Genomic DNA, 20245 nt, shown 5'->3' on the forward strand with positions numbered 1-20245 from the left:
ACATCTGGATTATTACTGGCTGAATGGTTTGATGCGTAGACAAACATCCGTGGGATCGGTAACCGCCTCCTATACTCCTACCTTTCTATCAATAAATAACTTTCATTACTTGGATTACTTCACCCTTTCAAATTGTCAGCTCCGATACTGACACAAACCATCGATATATGAAATAAAATGCATTTGTTTATCAATGTTAATTCAGATAAATGGCAATTTCTCATTCAATAGTGAAGCAAGCAATTACAACAACTAGAGAGATAACAATGAACATAAAATACACATTACCAACGTTAGCGAGTTTGATATTATTAACCGGTTCCCCATTCAGTTGGGCGGACAACCCGATTATTAAACACATTTATACTGCGGATCCGGCAGCGGCGGTATTTAACGACAAAGTTTACATCTATACCGGTCACGACGAAGCCTCACCAACGGATCGCAACTATAGAATGGATGACTGGCATGTATTTTCTTCCAGTGATCTCACAACCTGGGAAGATCATGGCGAAGTCCTGTCGCTGGATGACTTTAGCTGGGCTTCAGCTGACGCCTGGGCAGGGCAAATGATTCAGCGCGGCGATAAATATTATTGGTATGTCCCCGTCAATAATGACAAACAAGGATGGTTTGGTATCGGCGTCGCTGTCAGTGATTCACCAACCGGCCCTTTTCATGATGCTCTGGGCCATGCGCTGATTTCCGATAACATGACCCCGGATGAAACACTGGATATTGACCCGACCGTTTTTATTGATCATGACGGACAGGCTTATCTGTACTGGGGGAACGCCACAAATAACGGGATCGTCAAAGCAGTTAAACTGAAAGACAATATGATCGAACTCGATGGCTCAATTCAGAGCATCGGGACCGATCAAGTCCCAGACTTTACCGAAGCACCCTATCTCCACGAACGGAACGGAATCTACTACTTATCCTATGCCGCAGGATGGCCGGAACGCATTGAGTATTCAACAGCGACTCATCCCATGGGGCCTTTTACCCATAAAGGCGTGATTCTCAATGCCGATGATGTGAGTTCTCCAACCAGCCACCAATCGATCATCGAATACAAAAATCAATGGTACTTAGTCTACCATAACGCAGACTTGCCGGATGGTGGTGAGTTTCGTCGTAGTGTGGCAATGGATAAACTGTATTATGACAACAATGGCAATATCAAAAAGGTAATTCCGACCAAAGAAGGGGTTGGAACTCCCGGAATTGAAGAAGGCCAGTACGTCGTTAAAAATGTCCTTAGTCACCGTTGTTTACAACCTCTCGACGGAGCAACCAGTGATGGCACGCAAATCGTACAACACAGTTGTGACGATTCAGCGGCCCAGAATTTCACCTTAAAACACTCATTAGACGGTCGTTATAAACTGGTACATCAGCAAAGTGGTAAGTTGCTTGATATCAGCCGTGGCTCAGCAGCAAATGGGGCCAATGCAATATTATGGTCCGATTATGACGGCCCGAATCAATTCTGGAACCTCACCAGAGAACGAGACAATTCACCATTGTTCAGTATCGAAAATGATCATAGTCAGCGTTTACTGGAAAGTCTGAATGCCAGTACCGAGCAAGATGCAAAAGTTGGTCAATGGCAGGATAATGGCGGTAATCAGCAACGATGGTGGCTGGCGAAACCCGGCGCAATTCAGATTGAGCCGATCGCCTATCCGGACAGAGTGCTCACCTATCGGGCCAACGGTGTCTGGATGGAAGAAACACCCGCGCCACTGTCATCCAGCCAGTTCAAGCCGGTCCCCGGACTTTATGATTCTACCGGTGTATCTTTTGAATCCGTAACCCATCCCGGATACTACTTACGCCATCGTAACTACACGTTATACATGGAATACAACAATCATAAAGGCACTTTTGCTCAGGACGCCACATTCTATCGCCGGAGCGGATTGTCCGACAGCAAAGGCGTTTCTTATGAATCCAGTAACTTCCCGAATTATTATATTCGCCATGAATACTATAAACTGCGCATCGACCCAATCGAATCGCAACTTGATCGCACTGATGCAACTTTCTTAGAAGTATCACCACTGAAATAAGTCAGTGTTAATTTTTTGATATTGCTGATTCAGGTAGAATCACCGTTGCGTAACATGGTTTAGGTATAGCAATAACTTTGGTTGCTATACCTTTTTATTTTTTGAGGTAAGTATGTATAAAAAAGCAGTTATTTTCGATATGGATGGTGTTCTCATTGATTCTGAACCTTTGTGGCAAACAGCACAAATGGAGTCACTCGTCAGCTTCGGTGTTGTAATAACCCCTCACGATTGCGAACAGATGACAATGGGGAAGCGTATTGATGAAATAGCGCGTACTTGGTGTGAGGCCTATACACTGCCTGTTTCAGCGCAGCAGTTGCAAACCATGATTCTGACCCAGTTGTGCCATCTCATTTCCACCACAGGTGAGGCGATGCCCGGGGTTTACGAAGCTCTGGACTATTTTGCCAGCCAAGGATTAAAGATTGCGTTGGCAACATCTTCTAACCATGTGGTGATCAAGGCAGTTTTTGATCGTCTCCAGTTGTGGAATAAATTCAGTGTTGTCTGTAGCGCTGAAGATGAAGTGCATGGCAAACCTCATCCGGATGTCTATCTAACGGTGGCTGGTAAATTACAACTTGCTGTCACTGAATGTTTAGTGATTGAAGACAGCTTTACTGATCTGACTGCGGCCAAAAGAGCGAACATGACCACTTATTTAGTTTCTCCATATAGTGAACAAAGCAAATTTTCTATTGCAGATAAACGCTTCGTCAATTTAGATTGTGTTGTACAAAGCTATGAAAAACTAGTCTCTCAATCGAATCTTTCAGATTCTCTGCAATAATATAAAATTTTGCTCTGCCGATTATGCTATGGGTAAAAGCCCCCACTTCCCTAGCCCGCTAACAGTAAAATACTCCAGAGCCAGCCTTAGTATTTCTGCAGCATCGTGCGGCGTGATATATTTGTGCTCCCCGATGGCAAGCAAGCCGTGTTCGGTGAGTTTCTCCTGCACTGCCGAAATATCTTTCTACTCAGATTCCGGTAATATTGAACGCGGTGAGCATACTGCAATAGTTCGTCTTTTCTCTGCTCTTTTGGTAACGCAACGTCTTTTGAAATCGGTTAAAAACGTTATCAACCTCCGGCATACGGGATTCTGAGTCCTTCCGTATTTCACATCCCATTACATTTAATTTGATGATTTCTGCGAGGTAGTTCTACTTAATTCAATATGAATCCGACTGAATATTGATTTCAATCATCATGTGAGCCGAAAAATCCAGTCTTAAAAATGAATTATCTATAATTAACACAATAATGACAAATAATGCTCATTGGTGTTTTGTATGGAGTTGCTGTAATGAAACATGTCAGTTTGCTTGTCCGTTTTAGCGTTACAGGTTTTATTTCTATTATATTGATCTGTTTTTTGTTTCTCTGGGGAACAATACGTCTGGCTCAGCAGCTATCTGACGATTTCATTTCTGGAGAAATGGTGGGATTAGAGCAACAGTTTAACGCCCAGATCGACTCAATGCTGGCTCAAAGCAAATTAGCTGTAGACACGATAGCTGCGTTACCAGAGGTACAGCAAGCCGTTGCCCTGCATGATAAAAATGCGCTTTCCCGGTTATTTGATGCTCAATGGCCGGATATCCGGGCCGCAGGGGTACGTCAGTTTCAGTTTCATCTTCCACCGGCATACTCTCTTTACCGGGTACATAAGCCTGAAAAAAGTGGTGACGACTTGTCGTCTTTTCGTCATACCGTCGTTGACGTCAATACATTACATCAATCCGTTGCCGGCATTGAAGAAGGTGTCGCGGGGATTGGCTTGCGTTATGTGAGACCCGTCAGCTTTGAAGGGCAACATGTCGGTAGTGTTGAGTTCGGTATGTCTTTGAACCGGGATACTTTTGCTGATCTGTTAAGTGATAAGTTACTTGATTTGACCATTCGTGTTCATCACTCCGGCGAACTTAAAACAGTGATACAACCACAGTCAGGCGATGTGTTTTCTCTGAAACAGGAACAATATCAGCAGGTACTTTCCGGTAACACCCTGAATATAAACATGAGTCTGCATGAACATAGTATGGTTGTCCGGGCTTTTCCGCTGAAAGATTATTCCGGCAGAATCATCGGTATTGTGGAGATAAGCCATGATATATCTCCATTGCAGGCAGTCATTTGGTCAGATGTAAAAATGTTGATGCTGTATGGATTGCTGAGCGCATTGGTAGTTGCTTTAGGGCTGGTCTGGATGACCCGGCATTCGATCAAACCGGTTCAGCAGATCATTACAGCAATCGATCAAATGGTTGAAGGCCAGCAAGGGCTGGGAGCCAGATTAGAACAGAGCGGTCCTCAGGAAATAAACCAGCTGACGCAGGGTTTCAACCGCTTCTGTGATAAATTACAGTCAACCTTTGAGCAGATGTCAGACTCGGTGAATCATATGGCCATGCAATCTGAGCATTTGTCTAAAGAGTCGGTCATGAGCGATAAGGGGATGAAAGATCAGAAAGAAGAAATCATTCATATTTCTACAGCGATGACTGAAATGACAGCCACGGTTCACGAAGTGGCGCAAAGTATTGTGCAGGCAGCGGAAGCTGCATCTCATGCTAATGATAAAGCACAGTCAGGCAGAGAAGTACTGCAACTGGCCATTGAACAGATGCTCCATCTGGCAGAGTCGATTCAGCAGACCGGAACATTGAGTATGCAGGTTCATGAAGCAACAACTGCGATTGCCTCCATTCTGGAAGTGATTCAGGGAATCTCAGAACAAACCAACCTACTGGCATTGAATGCGGCGATTGAAGCGGCTCGTGCCGGTGATCAGGGCCGGGGATTTGCCGTCGTAGCGAATGAAGTCAGAGATCTGGCCCAGAAAACACAGGGTTCAACCGAAGAAATCAGACAAAAAATCGCAATGTTGAAAAACAGTGTCAATGAAACCGTTACTGTCATTAAATCCAGTCAGGAACAGGCGCAGAAAAGTGTGGACGATATTCAGAGTACGGGGGAAGTCATCCGCGATATGGAACAGTCTGTCAGCCAGATACACGATATGAACACACATATCGCGACAGCTTCAGAACAGCAGGCCCATGTTTCTGATGAAATCAATGCCAATGTAAGCAATATCCATGAGTTATCGGAGGTAACCGCCGAGTCTTCTCTTCGTACGGCGAAACTGGCAGCTCAGATTGCCAGAGATATTGAAATACTGAGTTCAGAATGTGCCACGTTTGCCGGAGATTCGGACTTGCAGAAACTGAAACAGGCAAAAACGTCTCATTTAGCGTGGAAAACCAAAATTCGCAGCTACTTAGCCGGGTTAACTCAAATGAGTCAACAAGAAGCGGTTTCCCATAAAGAATGTCGTTTTGGCTGTTGGTATGAATCCGCCGGTCGTCAGAAATTCAGCCATATTCCGGCTTCCAGTGCAATTGATCAGCCCCACATGGAACTACATCGCACCATTCAGGAAATCATTCATGCCAAAGAGAACGGAAACCTGCAACAGGCTGAAAATCTGTATAAAGATATCGAGAAACATTCAGCTCGGGTAGTTTCTCTCCTCGATGAAATCATTCATCACGTAGAGTCTCAGGAATCATCCCGGCATCACCTGTCCGGTTAAAAAATGATTCACAGTCTGATGTTCAGATAGTTTATGAGCGCTCACCCTGGCTGCTGCCCGGAAGCATTAGAGTACAATATTGGAAGGTGCTTAAATGTCGCCTGATTACGTCCATTATCCTTTGATATATAAAGAGCTTCGTCGGCAGTCTGTACCAAGTCTATTGCCGTAATTCTGTTGAAATCACACTGCTCCGGCCACATCGTTGTATATCCGGCAGAAACCGTAATAAAACGGTGTGTAGCATCAGGTGCATGATTAATTTCTAATACTTCAATCTTTTTCATTAACTCGGTAAAAACCATGATAGCACCATGATCATCGGTATCCGGCAGAATTAAACTGAATTCTTCACCACCATATCGTGCCGCCAAATCGGTAGGTCGTTTAGCAACTGTACTTAACGTTAGTCCGATACTCCGGATACATTTATCCCCCGAGATATGACCATAGTAGTCGTTGAATTTTTTAAACTCATCAATATCAATCATCATGATGGTTAAAGGTTCCTGCTGCCGCCTTGCCCGTTTGAATTCCAGCTCCAGTTGTTCATCAAAAGTTCGTCGGTTTGCTAAACTGGACAGACTGTCGGTATGTGCTAATTCATCTAGCTGGAGCATCGCCCGGTGATAAGCCAGATGAGTCTGAACCCTCGCAGCCACAACCCTTGGTTTCAAAGGTTTAACGATGTAGTCTGATGCGCCTGCGTCAAATACCTTTTCTTCGAAACCGATCTCAACTCGGCTGGTGATAAAGAGTACCGGAATGTCACAGGTTTCCGGGTTCTCTTTGAGTTTGTTGCATACATTCAGCCCATTCATATCCGGTAATTCTACATCAAGTAAAATAAGCTCAGGCTTTGTCTCTTCAATCAGCAGAAATGCCTGAGCGGCATCAGATGCAAAACGAATTCTGCCGATATGACAAAGCACTTTATGCAGCGCCATCACGACTGTACTGTCATCATCTATAATCAGAATATTAGGTAATTCCCCTTCTGTGGATTTATTCATGATGGTTTTCCTGATTTTTCGCTTAGTTTCTCAATCAATACCGTTGCCTGTTTAAAATCCAATCGCTCTAACGAGTCAGCCAAAGCCTGAAAATCAGCACTTCCCATAGCAGAAAATAACCCTTCTCTGTTGGCTTCGACCAATTCAAGTACACTCAAGTCCTGATCTGTGAGTAGCTCTAATAAATGCTGAAGCGTCTCAGGAGAAACCTGTTCATCTGACTTCACTGCCATTTGAGATAATGATGACAGGGTGGCTTCATCCCAGGCAGCCAGAGCTTCTTCACTTGCAGCAGATAATCGCCGTAACTCTACTGAGAGTTCTCCCAAAACCAGACCGGCAGATGAATTTGGCTGACGTAGTATGTTTTCTGCATCTGATGCCAGCACGTAAATTTTTTCAGAACCAACCATACCCGCAGTGCTGCGTAGCTTGTGGATCTGAGCTGCGAGCGCAAAACGTAACTCATCCATATCGGCATTATCAACTGTTGATAAATCGTCATTGATGAGATTACGGTTATCTTCAAGCAGATGTTTCAGTGTCGTATAAAACAAATCTTTATTTCCCGACAAAAGCTCTTTTGACCGTTCGCTATCGAGTCCTTCAATTTGGGGCCAGTTCCCGGAATCAGAAGTCCGAGAGAAAATTTCTTCAATATTAATTTCTACGCCCCTGTACTGAGTAATGTGGGAGCGTAATACATTGATTAGTTTTGAAGGGCTAATCGGCTTAGTCAGAAAATCATTCATACCGGCTGCGAATGCCCGGTTACGTTCCTCAACTAATGCCCCCGCCGTCAACGCAATAACAGGCAATGAAGTCTCCTGTAGTGTCTGCCGGATGTAGCGCGTCGCATCTAACCCGTCCATTCCCGGCATTTGGACATCCATCAGTACAGCATCGTATTTATCTGGTGATTTTTCCAGTTTCTCGAGAGCATCTTTAGCATTGTCAGCGATCTCAGGAATTGCACCCTGTTGCATCAGCATATGTTCTGCAACCTCAAGATTTATTGCATTGTCATCCACAACCAGCACATGAACACCCGGTAACCATTTGGCCTTAATCGTAGTCGTGAAAGTTGACTGCAAAACTTTATCAGCGATACCTGTATGGCGGCTTACAACTTCATTGACCGAGTTAAACATCGAAGACGCGTTCACAGGTTTTTGCATAAAATCGTTGATCAGATTTTTGGAATCAAATGCTTTAATCCGTTGATGATCATAGGCTGAAACCATCAATATGGCCGGCACTTCATCCGGTCCGATTGTCTGAGTAATCTTATCAACCGCAGCCAGTCCATCCATATTCGGCATTTGCCAATCCACAATTAAGGCATCGGGCAGACGTAAAGCTTGATCTCGACGTGAGACGATGGTTTCAACCAAAGCAGTACCATCATTGACAACTTCTGTACGCCACCCTAAAGAACGGGTAATCGACTGAAGATATTCCGAGTCTTCAGGATCATCTTCCGCAATAAGCACATATAAGGTTTGTTGCTTATACTGCCCCTGAATTTCCAGTTCCCGCTCTGAGACCTCCAGAAACGGAATTTCAACCCAGAAGGTACTGCCATGGCCTTCGCTACTTTCAACGCCAACTTTACCTGACATCAGATCAACAAGGTTTTTGACTATAGAAAGTCCCAGCCCTGTTCCGCCAAATAATCGGGTTGTGCTGATATCGGCCTGAGAAAACGGTTGGAATAAGTGATTCTGAACCTCTTCGGAAATACCAATACCGGTATCAGTCACTACAAATCGTAAAGTCGTTCGGGTATGGATACTTTCAAGTTCCTGCTCTTGCTGACCAATGACTTCGGCCTGAAGTTCAATTTTACCCAGATTGGTAAATTTCAATGCATTGTTGAGCAAGTTCATCAGAATCTGACGCAGGCGGACTGCGTCGGCCTCTATCCACTGTGGTAGTTGAGGATCCAGCGTCAAAGTAAAACTGATATTTTTAGCTTCGGCCTGAATCGAGAAAATATTACCGATTTCGTCTATAAATTCCCGTAAATTCAGAGGTAGCATCTCCAGAGACATTTCGTTTGCTTCGATTTTCGATAAGTCAAGAACATCATTGACGATTCCAAGCAGAGATTTACCCGATAAATTGATCTTTTCAACCAGCCGACGCTGTGATTCAGTCAATTGTTCCTCATCGGACAAAAGATGAGTAATGCCAATAATTGCATTCAGTGGTGTTCTGATTTCATGGCTGGTATTCGCTAAAAAGGCACTTTTTGCCTGTGTAGCACGCTCAGCTTCGTGCAAGGCATTTTTCAGTTTTTGTTCAAAGTCTATACGTTCAGTAATGTCACGAATAACGACTGATACTAAAACTTCATTCTCCATAGAAACTGAATTTAAACTGACCTCTATCGGAAACTCTCGACCATGCGCATCAACGGCAAACAGTGGCAAATTTTTCCCCATACGACGCTTGTGCGGATTTTTGAGAAATGTTCTGACATGAGAGGCGTGCAACGTTCTCAGGTTGTACGGAATTAACCGTTCGATCGTATGATTTTCCAGATCACAACGATCATAACCAAATATTTTTTCGGCTTCCTCATTTACCATTTTAATGTAGCTATTTGAGTCAACAATTAATGTCGCCTCGGGAGAAGATTCAAGTAACGCTTTGAAACGGGCAAGTTCTTGTTCTTGCCAGGACTGAATCTGGGTATTCCATTCATTTTTTCGGGAGGTTAACTCACTTAACCATAACCAGTATTGGATTACAGCACCGATGATGCTCAGGGAAACAATAGTTATACCAACCATCACAATTTGCCCGAATATACCGATCACCGACGGCGTTTGTTGCATCGTGCTATGAATGGTTAATATCCGGGAATCACTCAGCGGATACACCCATTGCTTTTCCCAAACGGTGCCCTGATCGCCAATTAAGCTTTGAATATTCTCTGCACCAAAAGAAAACCAGCCACCCGACTGAAAACTATCCTCCCAGCGAAAAGAACCGCCACGATCAAAAGCAAAACTCTGATGCGAACTGGGATGATATAGATATTCATCCTCCGTATTTGTAATAAACAACCTGATATTCTGATTTGTCGCCGCGGTGAGCAATTGCAGCATGTGAGTCGCATCAACATTAATGATCACAATACCGAAGGGAAGCCCGTTATCAGAAAAAACCGGAGTCGCAATACGCCACATGGGACGTTCGGGATATTCGACAACGCCATACTCGCGGTTCAGATTAATGTCTGAGACATAAACACCAGACTCACCGACCTGAAGACTCTTCTGTATGTAAGGCTCGCGACTTTTATCCTGAAGGTTATTACCATAAACTTTTATCAGTTCTTGATTATTACGCTGTACTTTTACCCGCTCCGACCAGCCAGATTCAGCCGTGAGCAATCTCACCTGATAAACATCCGGAGAGGTCAGCATATAAGCCTGAAAAATATCGTAAAGTCTCTCTTGCCATTGTGCTATATCGTCCAGATCATTGGGAGTAACCTTAGTCTGCATATCTGCTAACATTCTGACCGGAGATGTACTGGCAAGGAAAAGTACATCTCGGCTGAGTTGTTTCACTTTAAGGTCGAGAACAGATAACGCAGCATCACCACTACGATTGATCTGGTTGATTACTTCTGTACGTCCATGATCAACGATAACCCATACAGCAGCAGAGTATATCAACAACATAGCGGTAATAATGACTGGCCAGGTCCGTTTGACTAATCCACTATGTAAAAACAAAAAAATACTCTGAAGACCTCCGGGAATATCCTGCGAAATATCGGACTCACGATCAACTTTCATACGTAATATGTTCAGAACAAATACCACTAAAAACGTTAAGCTCAATCCGATAAAAATGGTCTGGCGGATATCCCAATGGTGGTATTGATATGCCAGCTCATTGGGGATGATTTCCAGTTTCCAGTACTGCCCTAAAACATAAATTTCGCGGGTGATTCTGTCTTGAGGGTAGTATTTAACGTTTCCTTCACTGGTTCTGAAAAATGGTTGTTCTTCAAGCCGATTACTTAATAAAAGCTGAGCCTGATCCATGACATTATTCAGATCCGACAGAACATCATCGACGACCAAAGGTGCATAAGACCAGCCTAATACATGCTGCTCGCGCTGCTCCGGTGTATTCAACTCGGCCTGACTGTCATAAACCGGGAGCAGGATAAGCAGTCCACGCCGCGTTTTTTTGTTTTTCTGGACGAGGGTGATAGGCGCGGTTAAATAAGGTTTATTCTCACGAGCGGCAGCCAGCGCAGCAGCACGACGATTGGCTTCAGAACCGATATCCAGCCCTACAGCCTGTATGTTGGGCTGTACCGGATAAATATATTGAATAATAAAGCGATCACCATCATGAGGTGTTAAGGTTCTGATTGAGAAGCCAGGAGCACTGTCACGCCTTGCCGATTCAATAAAACTGGCCTCTTCCATCATAGGAACACGTCTGATAAAACCAAACCCCAGCGCACCGGGAAACTCTGTCTGCAACTCCCGGCTATTGATGTAGCTCTCGAATTTATCCCGTGTAATATCATTCACACCAGCCGCAATTATCGCCCCACGTGTTCCCCTGAGCCCATATTCGAAACGGCGAAAATGTGCTTCGATAAGCGCTTCAGATTTATTCGCCAGTGACTGGATATGAAGCTTGTCATCATGTTGATTCTGATAGTGAAACACGATAGAAATCAACGTCGTCAGAAGGATCCCTAAAAAAAGTGGGCTCCACCAGATCAATGAATAAACTTTATTGAAAATCGTATTTCTCATAGCGGATAATTCTTCTGAATATCTTTCGCAGGAACCGGGCGAGAGAAGTAATAGCCTTGTAACAAGGATACGCCAATATCTTTTAATCGCTGAGCTTGAAACCGGCTTTCGACACCTTCAGCAACAGACTGAAGACTCATGCCGATGGCTAACTGAGCAATCGTCTGTACCAGAGCTTCATCTGGATTTTCAGTCGAGATTTGATTTATAAATGCTTTGTCGATTTTGAGTACATCCACCGGTAATTCTTTAAGATAACTGAGACAAGAATATCCGGTACCAAAGTCATCAATCGAAATCGAAATACCAAGCTGTCTGAACTGCATCATATCCCGGATGATCTGTTGTAAATTTTGCAACATAAGACTTTCAGTGACCTCTAATTCAATCATTGATGGCTTCACACCATAGTGTTCAATAGCACTAAGAAGAAAGGGGACAAAATGAGGATCGAGAAACTGAACCGGAGAAATATTCAGGCACAGGCGGATCGACAACTCGTTCTCATGCCATTCTTTCAACTGAGCCAATGCCAGATGGATCATCTGCTCTCCCAGAGGAATGATTAAGCGTGTTTCTTCGGCAAGTGAAATAAATTCGACAGGCGGAATCGTATTCCCTGCTTCATCCCGAATCCTCATTAGCGCTTCAACCGCCTCTACATCTCCGGTAAATGGGTTAACCATCGGCTGATAAAGCGCTATGACACGTTGGTGACTAATTGCATTTTTGATTTGAGCATAGTGCGCACGGCGGGAAAGACTTTTGGACTCCATTTCTTCTGAATAAAAACAGATACCTTCATGATATGAATCGACTTTCGCTTTGTGCAATGCTGCATCGGCATGGAGTACCAGTGACTGAGAGTCAATGGCATCTTCAGGGTATACACTTAGCCCGATACTTACAGAAAAGCCATTGATTTCAGGATGTAACTGGCCAAACTCTGCAATATTTTCTCTCATGGACAGAGCCAGATTTTACAACTCTCCCGGATGATTCATTTCCGGGACTAAGACCATGAATTCATCTGCATTGTGTCGGCTTACCATTTCATTATTGCGAAGGTGTTTTTTAATTCGCTGAGCAATTTTTTTTAAGAGAGTGTCGCCAAAGTCGAAACCAAACTCCTCATTAATAAGCTTGAAACGATTAATATCGAGTAACAGAAGACCCAGTTTTTTCTTATTGTGCTCGGCTTTTGCCATTTCTTTACTGAGATGGTCCATAAACAAGAAACGATTAGGCAAACTAGTAAGCTGATCATACTGAAGAGTGTGAGACATCTTCAGTGCCATAGCCCGGGACTCATTGATATCATCAAATACAATCACGCCACCGAGGGTTTCACCAGACTCAGAAATTAATGGTGCGGCACTATCTTCAACAGAAATCCATTGTCCATTCTGACACTTCATCTGACAGTTTAATGCCATACCGACCACTCGCTTATCCTGAATCGCCAGTCGGATCGGATTTACATGTGAAGGTCCGTCATCACCGATTCTCAGCGGCATGACCTCTTCAATCGTTTTCCCCTGCGCCTCATTGAAGGTCATTCCAGTGAGTAATTCTGCTGCCGGATTCATATAAGTGATATAACAGTTTTTATCTGTGGTCATCACTGCATCGCCAATTGAGTCTAAAGTCACCTGAGCATGACGATAGATATCGGCAAGCTGTCGTTCACGGTTGCGAAGCATAAGTTGAGTACGGACACGCGCAGCAACAACGGGGGGTTGTAGTGGTTTAGAAATAAAATCAACAGCTCCGTTTCTTAAACCATGGAGCTGATCTTCGACTGAATCATGCGAAGTGATAAAAATAACAGGAGTCAGTGCCGTCACATGATGGCTTTTTAATTTGGTCAATACCTCGTAACCATTCATACCAGGCATTTGTATATCTAATAAAATGATATCAGGTTGAATATTAACGGACTTCTTTAATGCTTCTATTCCATTTTGTTCAAAGAAAACCTGACCAATCGATCTCAATACCTGATATAAAAGGTTAATTTGATCAACATCGTCATCCACTAACAAAATTCGCGGCGAAGATCCACTGACTGAAAACATACCATATCCCTATCACTCAATACGCTGAGATTCTGTTCAAATAAACATAGATACTGATGAAAGCTGTCGGCAATACTCCTTCTTATATAAAAGACACAAAGGATGCATATGATTGAGTATAGAAGAAAATTGTGATATGTGTTTTCAACAACGCCCCGAACAACCTGACCATTCGTCCCTGAATGGTTTTTTCGTTCTGTGGTCAAACAGACTTGGTTTAAATCCCTCTGCTGTGAACAATCAAGAGACTGTCTGAGTTTCTTCCATTTCTTCTTTCCTCAGATTAATTTCATCAAAAGTAATCAGGTTATTGAGAAACAGCAGAATCTCCCGCAGTTCGTTTTGGTTGGTCGTGGGATCGGTATTGGTAATAAGAAAATCAATCAGATAGCCGCGGGCGGTCAGGTGTAAATCGAGTGAACATGAAAAAGCAATAACGACAGATTCGCAACGCTTGGCATTTTTTGTTTGAATTGATTTTAGTGTATACGGCACAATGGATTGGTTCAGTGGTGACGTTGCTCTCCCCTTAACGAGGCATTAGTCATCCAAACTAATCTACAGGATAAGGACTCCAAATGTTTATTAATGAAGCATCTAAATTATCTGGAGCGACTCAAAGAGCAATCAGGTTATACGAGTCTCTCGGATTACTGAATGTTTCTAGATCAGGGAAATACCGTGTTTATAATCAAGAAAATATAAACATGATAAAGATAATTAAACAAGCTCAAACTCTTGGGATTACGCTTTCCGATATGGTTGCTTTAAAAAGTAAGCAAGAAGATTTTGACTGGAAATCAGTCAGTAAATTTCTGCTTCAAAAGCAAGAAGAAATTGAAAAAAATATAAAAGAGCTAGAGTTACAAAAGCAGCGTATTAAAAATTATCAAATTTCGATTGATAAGTGTGTTCAAGGACTTGACTCTGACCTTTAGGTAAGAGTTTAAACTGCACTTTCTACCTAATTCGGATATGTATGTTTATGAAAAAAGTGTTAGTTATCAATGCGAACCCCAAACCTACTAGTTTGTGTAAGTCTTTAGCTGAACAGTATACGTCGGTTGCGACAGACAAGCATAGTGTTGAACAGATTAATATAGGTGACTTGAATTTCGCAATAAGTTTAGACGAAGGATATGATAAAATTATCGCCTTGGAGCCTGATCTAGTGGATTTCCAAAAGAAGATTCAATGGTCTGAACATGTTGTCATTATCAGCCCTGTTTGGTGGGGAACGATACCAGCAAAATTTAAAGGTGCTATTGATCGAGCATTTTTACCTGGCTTTTCATTCAAATATGCTGATGGTAAATCAATTCCAGAGAAGTTATTGAAAGGGCGTACCTCTGAACTAATTATTACACTTGATACTCCTCCTTTTTGGTATAAATATGTCAAAGGTAATGCCATATATAAACAGTTAAAGCACTCCATTTTGGATTTCTCTGGTATTAAAAATACTTCTTCAACTTATTTTGGCCCAGTTATCAATTCTAATCGTGATAATAGGAAAGTTTGGTTGAATAAAGTGGCAGCGTTAGCAAATAGAATAAAGTGACCATCATTATGTGAATTGTCACAGAAGGCTGCTACAAGCATTTAAGAGTGAACAGGAAGCCCGTAAAAGCGGCCCCTGAATCACAACTAACCAAACCAATTGATAAGGGGTTGGCCAAAAGTGGGAACAAAAAACTGCCCCACTAACCGTAAAACACTACAAAGCCAACCTTAATATCTCTGCGGCATCGTGCGGCGTAATATCTTTATGTTCCCCAATGGCAAGCAGGCCGTGTTCGGTGAGCTTTTCCTGCACTGCCGGAATGTCTTTTTCAGTCAGGTTATAATCAGACAGCCGGGTTGGATTGCCCATTTGGCTGAAAAAGTCTTCCGTTTTCTGAATCGCCAGCTCAATCTGCTGTTCTTCTGTACCCTCGGTAATATTGAGTACGCGATGTGCATACTGCAACAGCTTGCCTTTTTTCTGCTCTTTTTTGTAACGCCACAAAGCCGGCATCACAATCGCCAGCGTCTGGGCGTGGTCCAAGCCGTAAAGCGCGGTCAGCTCGTGACCAATGGCGTGAGTTGACCAGTCTGTCGGTACGCCGTTTTTCAGTGTGCCATTGAGTGCCATAGTCGCTGTCCACATCAGATTCGCGCGCACATCATAATCATCAGGTGTCGCCAGCGCTGCCGGACCATCTTCCAACAGAGTGAGTAACAGACCTTCGGCAAAACGGTCAGAAACTTTTGCGTTGACCGGATACGTCATGTACTGCTCCATGATGTGGACAAAGCTGTCAACCGCACCATTGGCGATTTGCCGGGCCGGAAGTGTATACGTGGTTTGCGGATCGAGTATCGAGAAGACCGGACGAACAAGATCGGAGCCAAAGGATAATTTATCCTGAGTCGCAGCGCGGGTAACGACACTGTTTCTGTTCATCTCCGAACCCGTTGCAGGCAGAGTAAGCACACACCCCAGAGGTAAGGCGCGCTGCACACAGCCGCCACCGATGGTAATAATGTCCCAGGAATCGCCTTCATAACATGCTGCGGCTGCAATAAATTTACTGCCGTCAATCACCGAACCACCACCGACAGCCAGAATCACATCGATCTGCTCCTGTTTCGCAACAGCAACGGCTTTGATCAGTGTTTCGTAATGTGGATTCGGCTCAATACCACCAAATTCAAATACAGCACACTCTTTGAGTGCATCGAGTACCTGCTCATAGACACCGTTGGTTTTGATACTGCCGCCACCGTAAGTCAGCAGAACACGGCTATTGGGGGAAATTTCTTCTTTCAGTGTGGCAATTTGTCCTTTGCCAAAGTGTACTTTGGTCGGGTTGAAGTAGGTAAAGTTGTCCATGCGATTTCCTGACGCTGACTGAATATTGTTATCAATTAGGCTATCAATTAACGCATGCGATTCCTATCGCAAATTGTTCTTTTTACCCTTTTTTATCTGTCCATGAGCGTGGAGATGATACTCACCCGGTAAATAGTGAAAGGTAGAACTGACCTGAACCACGTTTTAGAATCTAGCCCGCCGGCGCTGATACCACTTATGTGTTTCTTCAACCACCAGCAGAATCAACGCCATTAACACCAGCTGGACTGACTGTTCCCATGAGATGGGCTGGATTTGCAGTACATCACTGATCCATGGCGTATACATTGCCGAAACATGGACAAGTAAAGCAATAGGAACGGCAAAGGTTAAAAACCAGTTGTCTCTGAGTGGTAATGAGAAGATAGAACGAGTTTCAGAGCGGCTACTCAGTGCCCGGATATTACCGAAAAGCACCATCAGCATCAGCGTTTGGTTCCTTGCCATCGTGATCGACTCGCCTGACTGAAGTGCCAGATAGTAGAGAAGGAATGCCAGCCCGCCCATCACGATGCCGGAAACCAGAATATCCTCGACCAGTCTTTTATCGAAAACCGGCTCATCAGGACTTCTCGGTTTACAGACCAGTTCATTCCCTTCTTTAGGTTCAAAAGCCAGCGCCACATCCTGCAATCCGTTTGCAATTAAGTTTAACCATAACAACTGTACTGCGATCATCGGCATCGGTAACCCGGCAATAACGGTCATAAAAAACAGCAAGAGAGCGGAAAAACCAGTCGCAACAAGCAACGCAACCACCTTGCGTATATTGTTATACACCACCCGGCCCTGCTCAATTCCTGCGACGATAGAGGCAAAATTATCATCGGTAATGATCAGATCCGCCGTCTCTTTAGCAACATCAGTACCACGTTTGCCCATCGCAATTCCGGTATTGGCCCGACGCATTGCCGGTGCATCATTGACACCATCGCCGGTGACAGCAACAAAATGGTTCTGCCGCATAAAACTATCGACAATCTGCTCTTTTTGCTGCGGTTCAATGCGGGCAAAGACTCTGGCTGGGCGAATCAGGTCATCGGCGGCTTCCGGGTCTTTCGTCATCGCCTGACGGATCATCGTGCCGGTCACAACCCGTTCATGTTCTTTGCACAGGCCGAGCTCGACCGCGATCGATTTTGCGGTCGACGGATGGTCGCCCGTAATCATCGCCACTTCAATCCCTGCCAGACGACAACGACGAATTGCGTCATAGGCTTCTTTGCGCACCGGGTCGATCATCGCAACCATACCTAAAAAGCTCATCTGTTCCATTTTGTGATGGTGATTCTCCACCACTTCCCGTTTAGCAAGAGCAATCACCCGGTAACCCTGCCGGGCCAGAGACTCAAACTGTTCTTCAATCAGGTGGCGCTCGATATCCACCGGACCGTGAACAGTTTCCATCTGGTCACACATCTCCAGCATTTTCTCCGGACTACCTTTGGCATATAGCCACTTAGTATCTCCGTCAAAGTTCACACTACCACAGTAAGCATTTTCCGGTTCATACGGGATCAGTTCCAGCTGTGTCTGCTGACGTCTGAGTTCCGTAATCGACATACCGAGCTTTTTCGCCAGAACCAGAAAAGCGATATCCACGATGTCACCGTCGGAGATCCATTCTCCCTTGGCATAGTTCAGGTGACTTTCGTTCGCGAGTACTCCGGCGACACACAGTTCACGCAGATGGCGTAATTCAGTATCACCATGAATTTCCCCTCCGGGAGCAACGCCTTCTCCCGAAACCTGAATAACATGGCCGTCCGGTAATACAATCCGGCGAATGGTCAGTTCATTGACGGTCAGTGTCCCGGTTTTATCAGAGCAGATAAAAGTACAGGAGCCTAACGCTTCGACAGCAATCAGTTTACGGATGATCACGCTACACTTCGCCATCCGTTCCATACCGATTGCCAGCGCAACGGTCAGCGCAACAGGCAACCCTTCCGGAATCACCGACACCGCCAGACCGATCGTCATCAGAATAATGGCTTCGATGCTATAACTGCCTTTGAGCAACATGATAATAATTAAGATAAAAATAGCGACAGAAATGCCTGCCGAGACCTGATAGGTAAAGTTCTTAATCCGGATCATCAGAGGTGGTTCTGAGGTGCGTTCTTGCGTCACATGCGTGGCAATTTTCCCGATTTCAGTGCTTGTCCCGGTTGCAGTGACAATAGCCTGTGCCCGGCCATGCGTGATAATACTACTGGCAAACCCCTGATTGACCCGTTCAGACAACAGTGCATCTTCTTCAACTTCAGCACCTGCATTTTTACTGACCGCCAGAGATTCCCCGGTCAGCATCGATTCGTCGATCGCCAGATTATGACTGCTGACCAGACGGACATCCGCCGGAACCCGATCTCCGGATGACAGAATCACCAGATCACCGGGAACAAGTTCTTCAACATCAATGGAAAGACCGATGCCATCCCGGATGACATGAGTCACACCCTTGACCATATTTCTCAGCGCAGCAGCAGAACGTTGGGCCGAATACTCCTGAATCATGCCGATGACAGCATTCAGGATAAGAACAGCCAGAATAAAAATACCACTTGGATTTTCGCCAAGCATAAAAGAGACAATGGCCGCAATCATCAGGATATAAATAAACGGGCTTAAGAACTGCCGCAAAAAGATCCGCAACGGCCCGGCCATCGGAGGTTCCGGAAGACGATTCCGGCCATATTTCTCCAGTCTTTCTGCCGCTTCCCGTTGCGTTAAACCGGCCAAAGGTTCCGGTTCTGTTTTCTCTTGAGCTGTTTTTTCGTCAAAGGAGCCGAATTCCATCATTCCGAACCCTCCTGTATGCCAAATCACTGATGTCCTTTATATCTCAGAAAAGGATAGCAGCTCAGGCCACTACAAATCATGATCTGGGTTTCAAGTGTTATTGAAGGTTGGCGGGAATTTTGCGCAGTCTGTCCCTGTAACTTATCTGTTTTTAACCCTATTTTTAGGGATAAAATATAATTTATAAAAATCAATTAGTTATAATTCAGATAAAAAATAGGGTTTTTACTATGATTTCATCGTCTGCTCTTTAATAATCTGGCTGACAGAGATATATTGAACCCTTCACTGCCGCATAGGCAGCTTAGAAATGTTTGCGCTGTAGACATATCCCCGGAATTAACTTCACTGCCGCATAGGCAGCTTAGAAACAATCTCTCAGACTACATGGACAGCGATCCGGCTTCACTGCCGCATAGGCAGCTTAGAAATTCCACTTTTTCAACTTCCATCAGCGTTGTTCCTTCACTGCCGCATAGGCAGCTTAGAAAATCTCGTTATTGGTTCCCATCGGCTTTAGTTTCTTCACTGCCGCATAGGCAGCTTAGAAAATCCTCGGTTTTGACTTCGCCATTGGCCGTTGCTTCACTGCCGCACAGGCAGATTTCCAGAACCCATAAAAAGCACTTGATAGCATAAAAAACATTTGCTTATGATAGATACCTCCTCCGACCACTGATAAGGACATCTCTTGGCCAGTGAATTTTCTCCCAGCGAACTGAAAACGATTCTCCATTCCAAACGCGCCAATCTCTATTATCTGCAGCACTGCCGGGTACTGGTTAACGGTGGCCGGGTTGAATATGTCACCGATCAGGGCAAAGAGAGTCTGTACTGGAATATCCCGATTGCCAATACGACTGTAATAATGCTGGGGACCGGAACTTCCATCACTCAGGCAGCAATGAGGGAACTGGCAAAGGCCGGTGATAAACGCTGCCTGAATGGTTTTCGCACAGTACAAGCACTTGA

The 20245-nt window shown here is 44.4% G+C and carries 12 protein-coding genes, 1 pseudogene and 1 CRISPR repeat array; of the genes and pseudogenes, 6 read left to right on the forward strand and 7 right to left on the reverse strand.

What is annotated here, in order from left to right:
* The first annotated feature begins 266 nt into the window (after positions 1–266).
* The 3 genes from OCU74_RS20505 to OCU74_RS20515 all read left to right on the forward strand — a co-directional run bounded on the left by OCU74_RS20505 (position 267) and on the right by OCU74_RS20515 (position 5682).
* Positions 267–2078 (forward strand): family 43 glycosylhydrolase, encoded by a 1812-nt coding sequence (locus tag OCU74_RS20505; protein WP_087482910.1) that lies wholly within the window; start codon positions 267–269, stop codon positions 2076–2078.
* 112 nt (positions 2079–2190) lie between these two features.
* On the forward strand, positions 2191–2871 hold the full coding sequence (gene hxpB, locus OCU74_RS20510) for a hexitol phosphatase HxpB (protein ID WP_087482909.1): 681 nt from the start codon (positions 2191–2193) through the stop codon (positions 2869–2871).
* 519 nt (positions 2872–3390) lie between these two features.
* Positions 3391–5682, forward strand: coding sequence for a methyl-accepting chemotaxis protein (locus tag OCU74_RS20515; RefSeq protein ID WP_159457481.1), 2292 nt, complete (start codon positions 3391–3393; stop codon positions 5680–5682).
* 41 nt (positions 5683–5723) lie between these two features.
* Here OCU74_RS20515 and OCU74_RS20520 read toward each other — a convergent pair whose 3' ends face one another.
* From OCU74_RS20520 to OCU74_RS20540, 5 genes are all read right to left on the reverse strand, one after another.
* A complete protein-coding gene (locus OCU74_RS20520) occupies positions 5724–6695 on the reverse strand; it encodes a diguanylate cyclase (RefSeq protein ID WP_087482907.1) in 972 nt (323 codons plus the stop codon).
* On the reverse strand, positions 6692–11494 hold the full coding sequence (locus OCU74_RS20525) for a CHASE domain-containing protein (protein ID WP_087482906.1): 4803 nt from the start codon (positions 11492–11494) through the stop codon (positions 6692–6694). The genes OCU74_RS20520 and OCU74_RS20525 overlap by 4 nt, the downstream gene beginning before the upstream one ends.
* Positions 11491–12459 carry a putative bifunctional diguanylate cyclase/phosphodiesterase gene (locus tag OCU74_RS20530; RefSeq protein WP_087482905.1) on the reverse strand — a complete coding sequence of 323 codons (969 nt, stop codon included), beginning with the start codon at positions 12457–12459 and terminating at the stop codon, positions 11491–11493. The genes OCU74_RS20525 and OCU74_RS20530 overlap by 4 nt, the downstream gene beginning before the upstream one ends.
* Positions 12460–12474: 15 nt before the next feature.
* Positions 12475–13572, reverse strand: coding sequence for a response regulator (locus OCU74_RS20535; RefSeq protein WP_087482904.1), 1098 nt, complete (start codon positions 13570–13572; stop codon positions 12475–12477).
* A gap of 240 nt (positions 13573–13812) precedes the next feature.
* Positions 13813–14067, reverse strand: a complete 255-nt coding sequence (locus tag OCU74_RS20540) for a hypothetical protein (RefSeq protein WP_087482903.1) — start codon at positions 14065–14067, stop codon at positions 13813–13815.
* Between the two features lie 83 nt (positions 14068–14150).
* Between OCU74_RS20540 and OCU74_RS20545 the strand changes: the two genes are divergently transcribed.
* On the forward strand, positions 14151–14510 hold the full coding sequence (locus OCU74_RS20545) for a MerR family transcriptional regulator (protein WP_087482902.1): 360 nt from the start codon (positions 14151–14153) through the stop codon (positions 14508–14510).
* A 47-nt stretch (positions 14511–14557) separates the two neighbouring features.
* Positions 14558–15133, forward strand: a complete 576-nt coding sequence (locus OCU74_RS20550; RefSeq protein WP_087482944.1) for an NAD(P)H-dependent oxidoreductase — start codon at positions 14558–14560, stop codon at positions 15131–15133.
* A gap of 156 nt (positions 15134–15289) precedes the next feature.
* Here the strand turns inward: OCU74_RS20550 and OCU74_RS20555 are convergent, their stop codons facing one another.
* Positions 15290–16447 carry an iron-containing alcohol dehydrogenase gene (locus tag OCU74_RS20555; protein WP_087482901.1) on the reverse strand — a complete coding sequence of 386 codons (1158 nt, stop codon included), beginning with the start codon at positions 16445–16447 and terminating at the stop codon, positions 15290–15292.
* 165 nt (positions 16448–16612) lie between these two features.
* The gene (locus OCU74_RS20560) at positions 16613–19273 is read right to left on the reverse strand and encodes a cation-translocating P-type ATPase (RefSeq protein ID WP_087482900.1); all 2661 of its coding nucleotides are present in this window, start codon (positions 19271–19273) and stop codon (positions 16613–16615) included.
* Between the two features lie 283 nt (positions 19274–19556).
* A CRISPR array of direct repeats spans positions 19557–19824; the repeat unit is 28 nt; unit sequence CTTCACTGCCGCATAGGCAGCTTAGAAA.
* A 140-nt stretch (positions 19825–19964) separates the two neighbouring features.
* On the opposite strand from OCU74_RS20560, the pseudogene OCU74_RS20565 reads away from it, so the two are divergent.
* Positions 19965–20201: pseudogene (locus tag OCU74_RS20565) on the forward strand (type I-F CRISPR-associated endonuclease Cas1f); the annotation flags it as partial.
* Positions 20202–20245 lie beyond the last annotated feature (44 nt).

This window comes from Vibrio mangrovi, assembly GCF_024346955.1.
Taxonomy (GTDB): Bacteria; Pseudomonadota; Gammaproteobacteria; order Enterobacterales; family Vibrionaceae; genus Vibrio; species Vibrio mangrovi.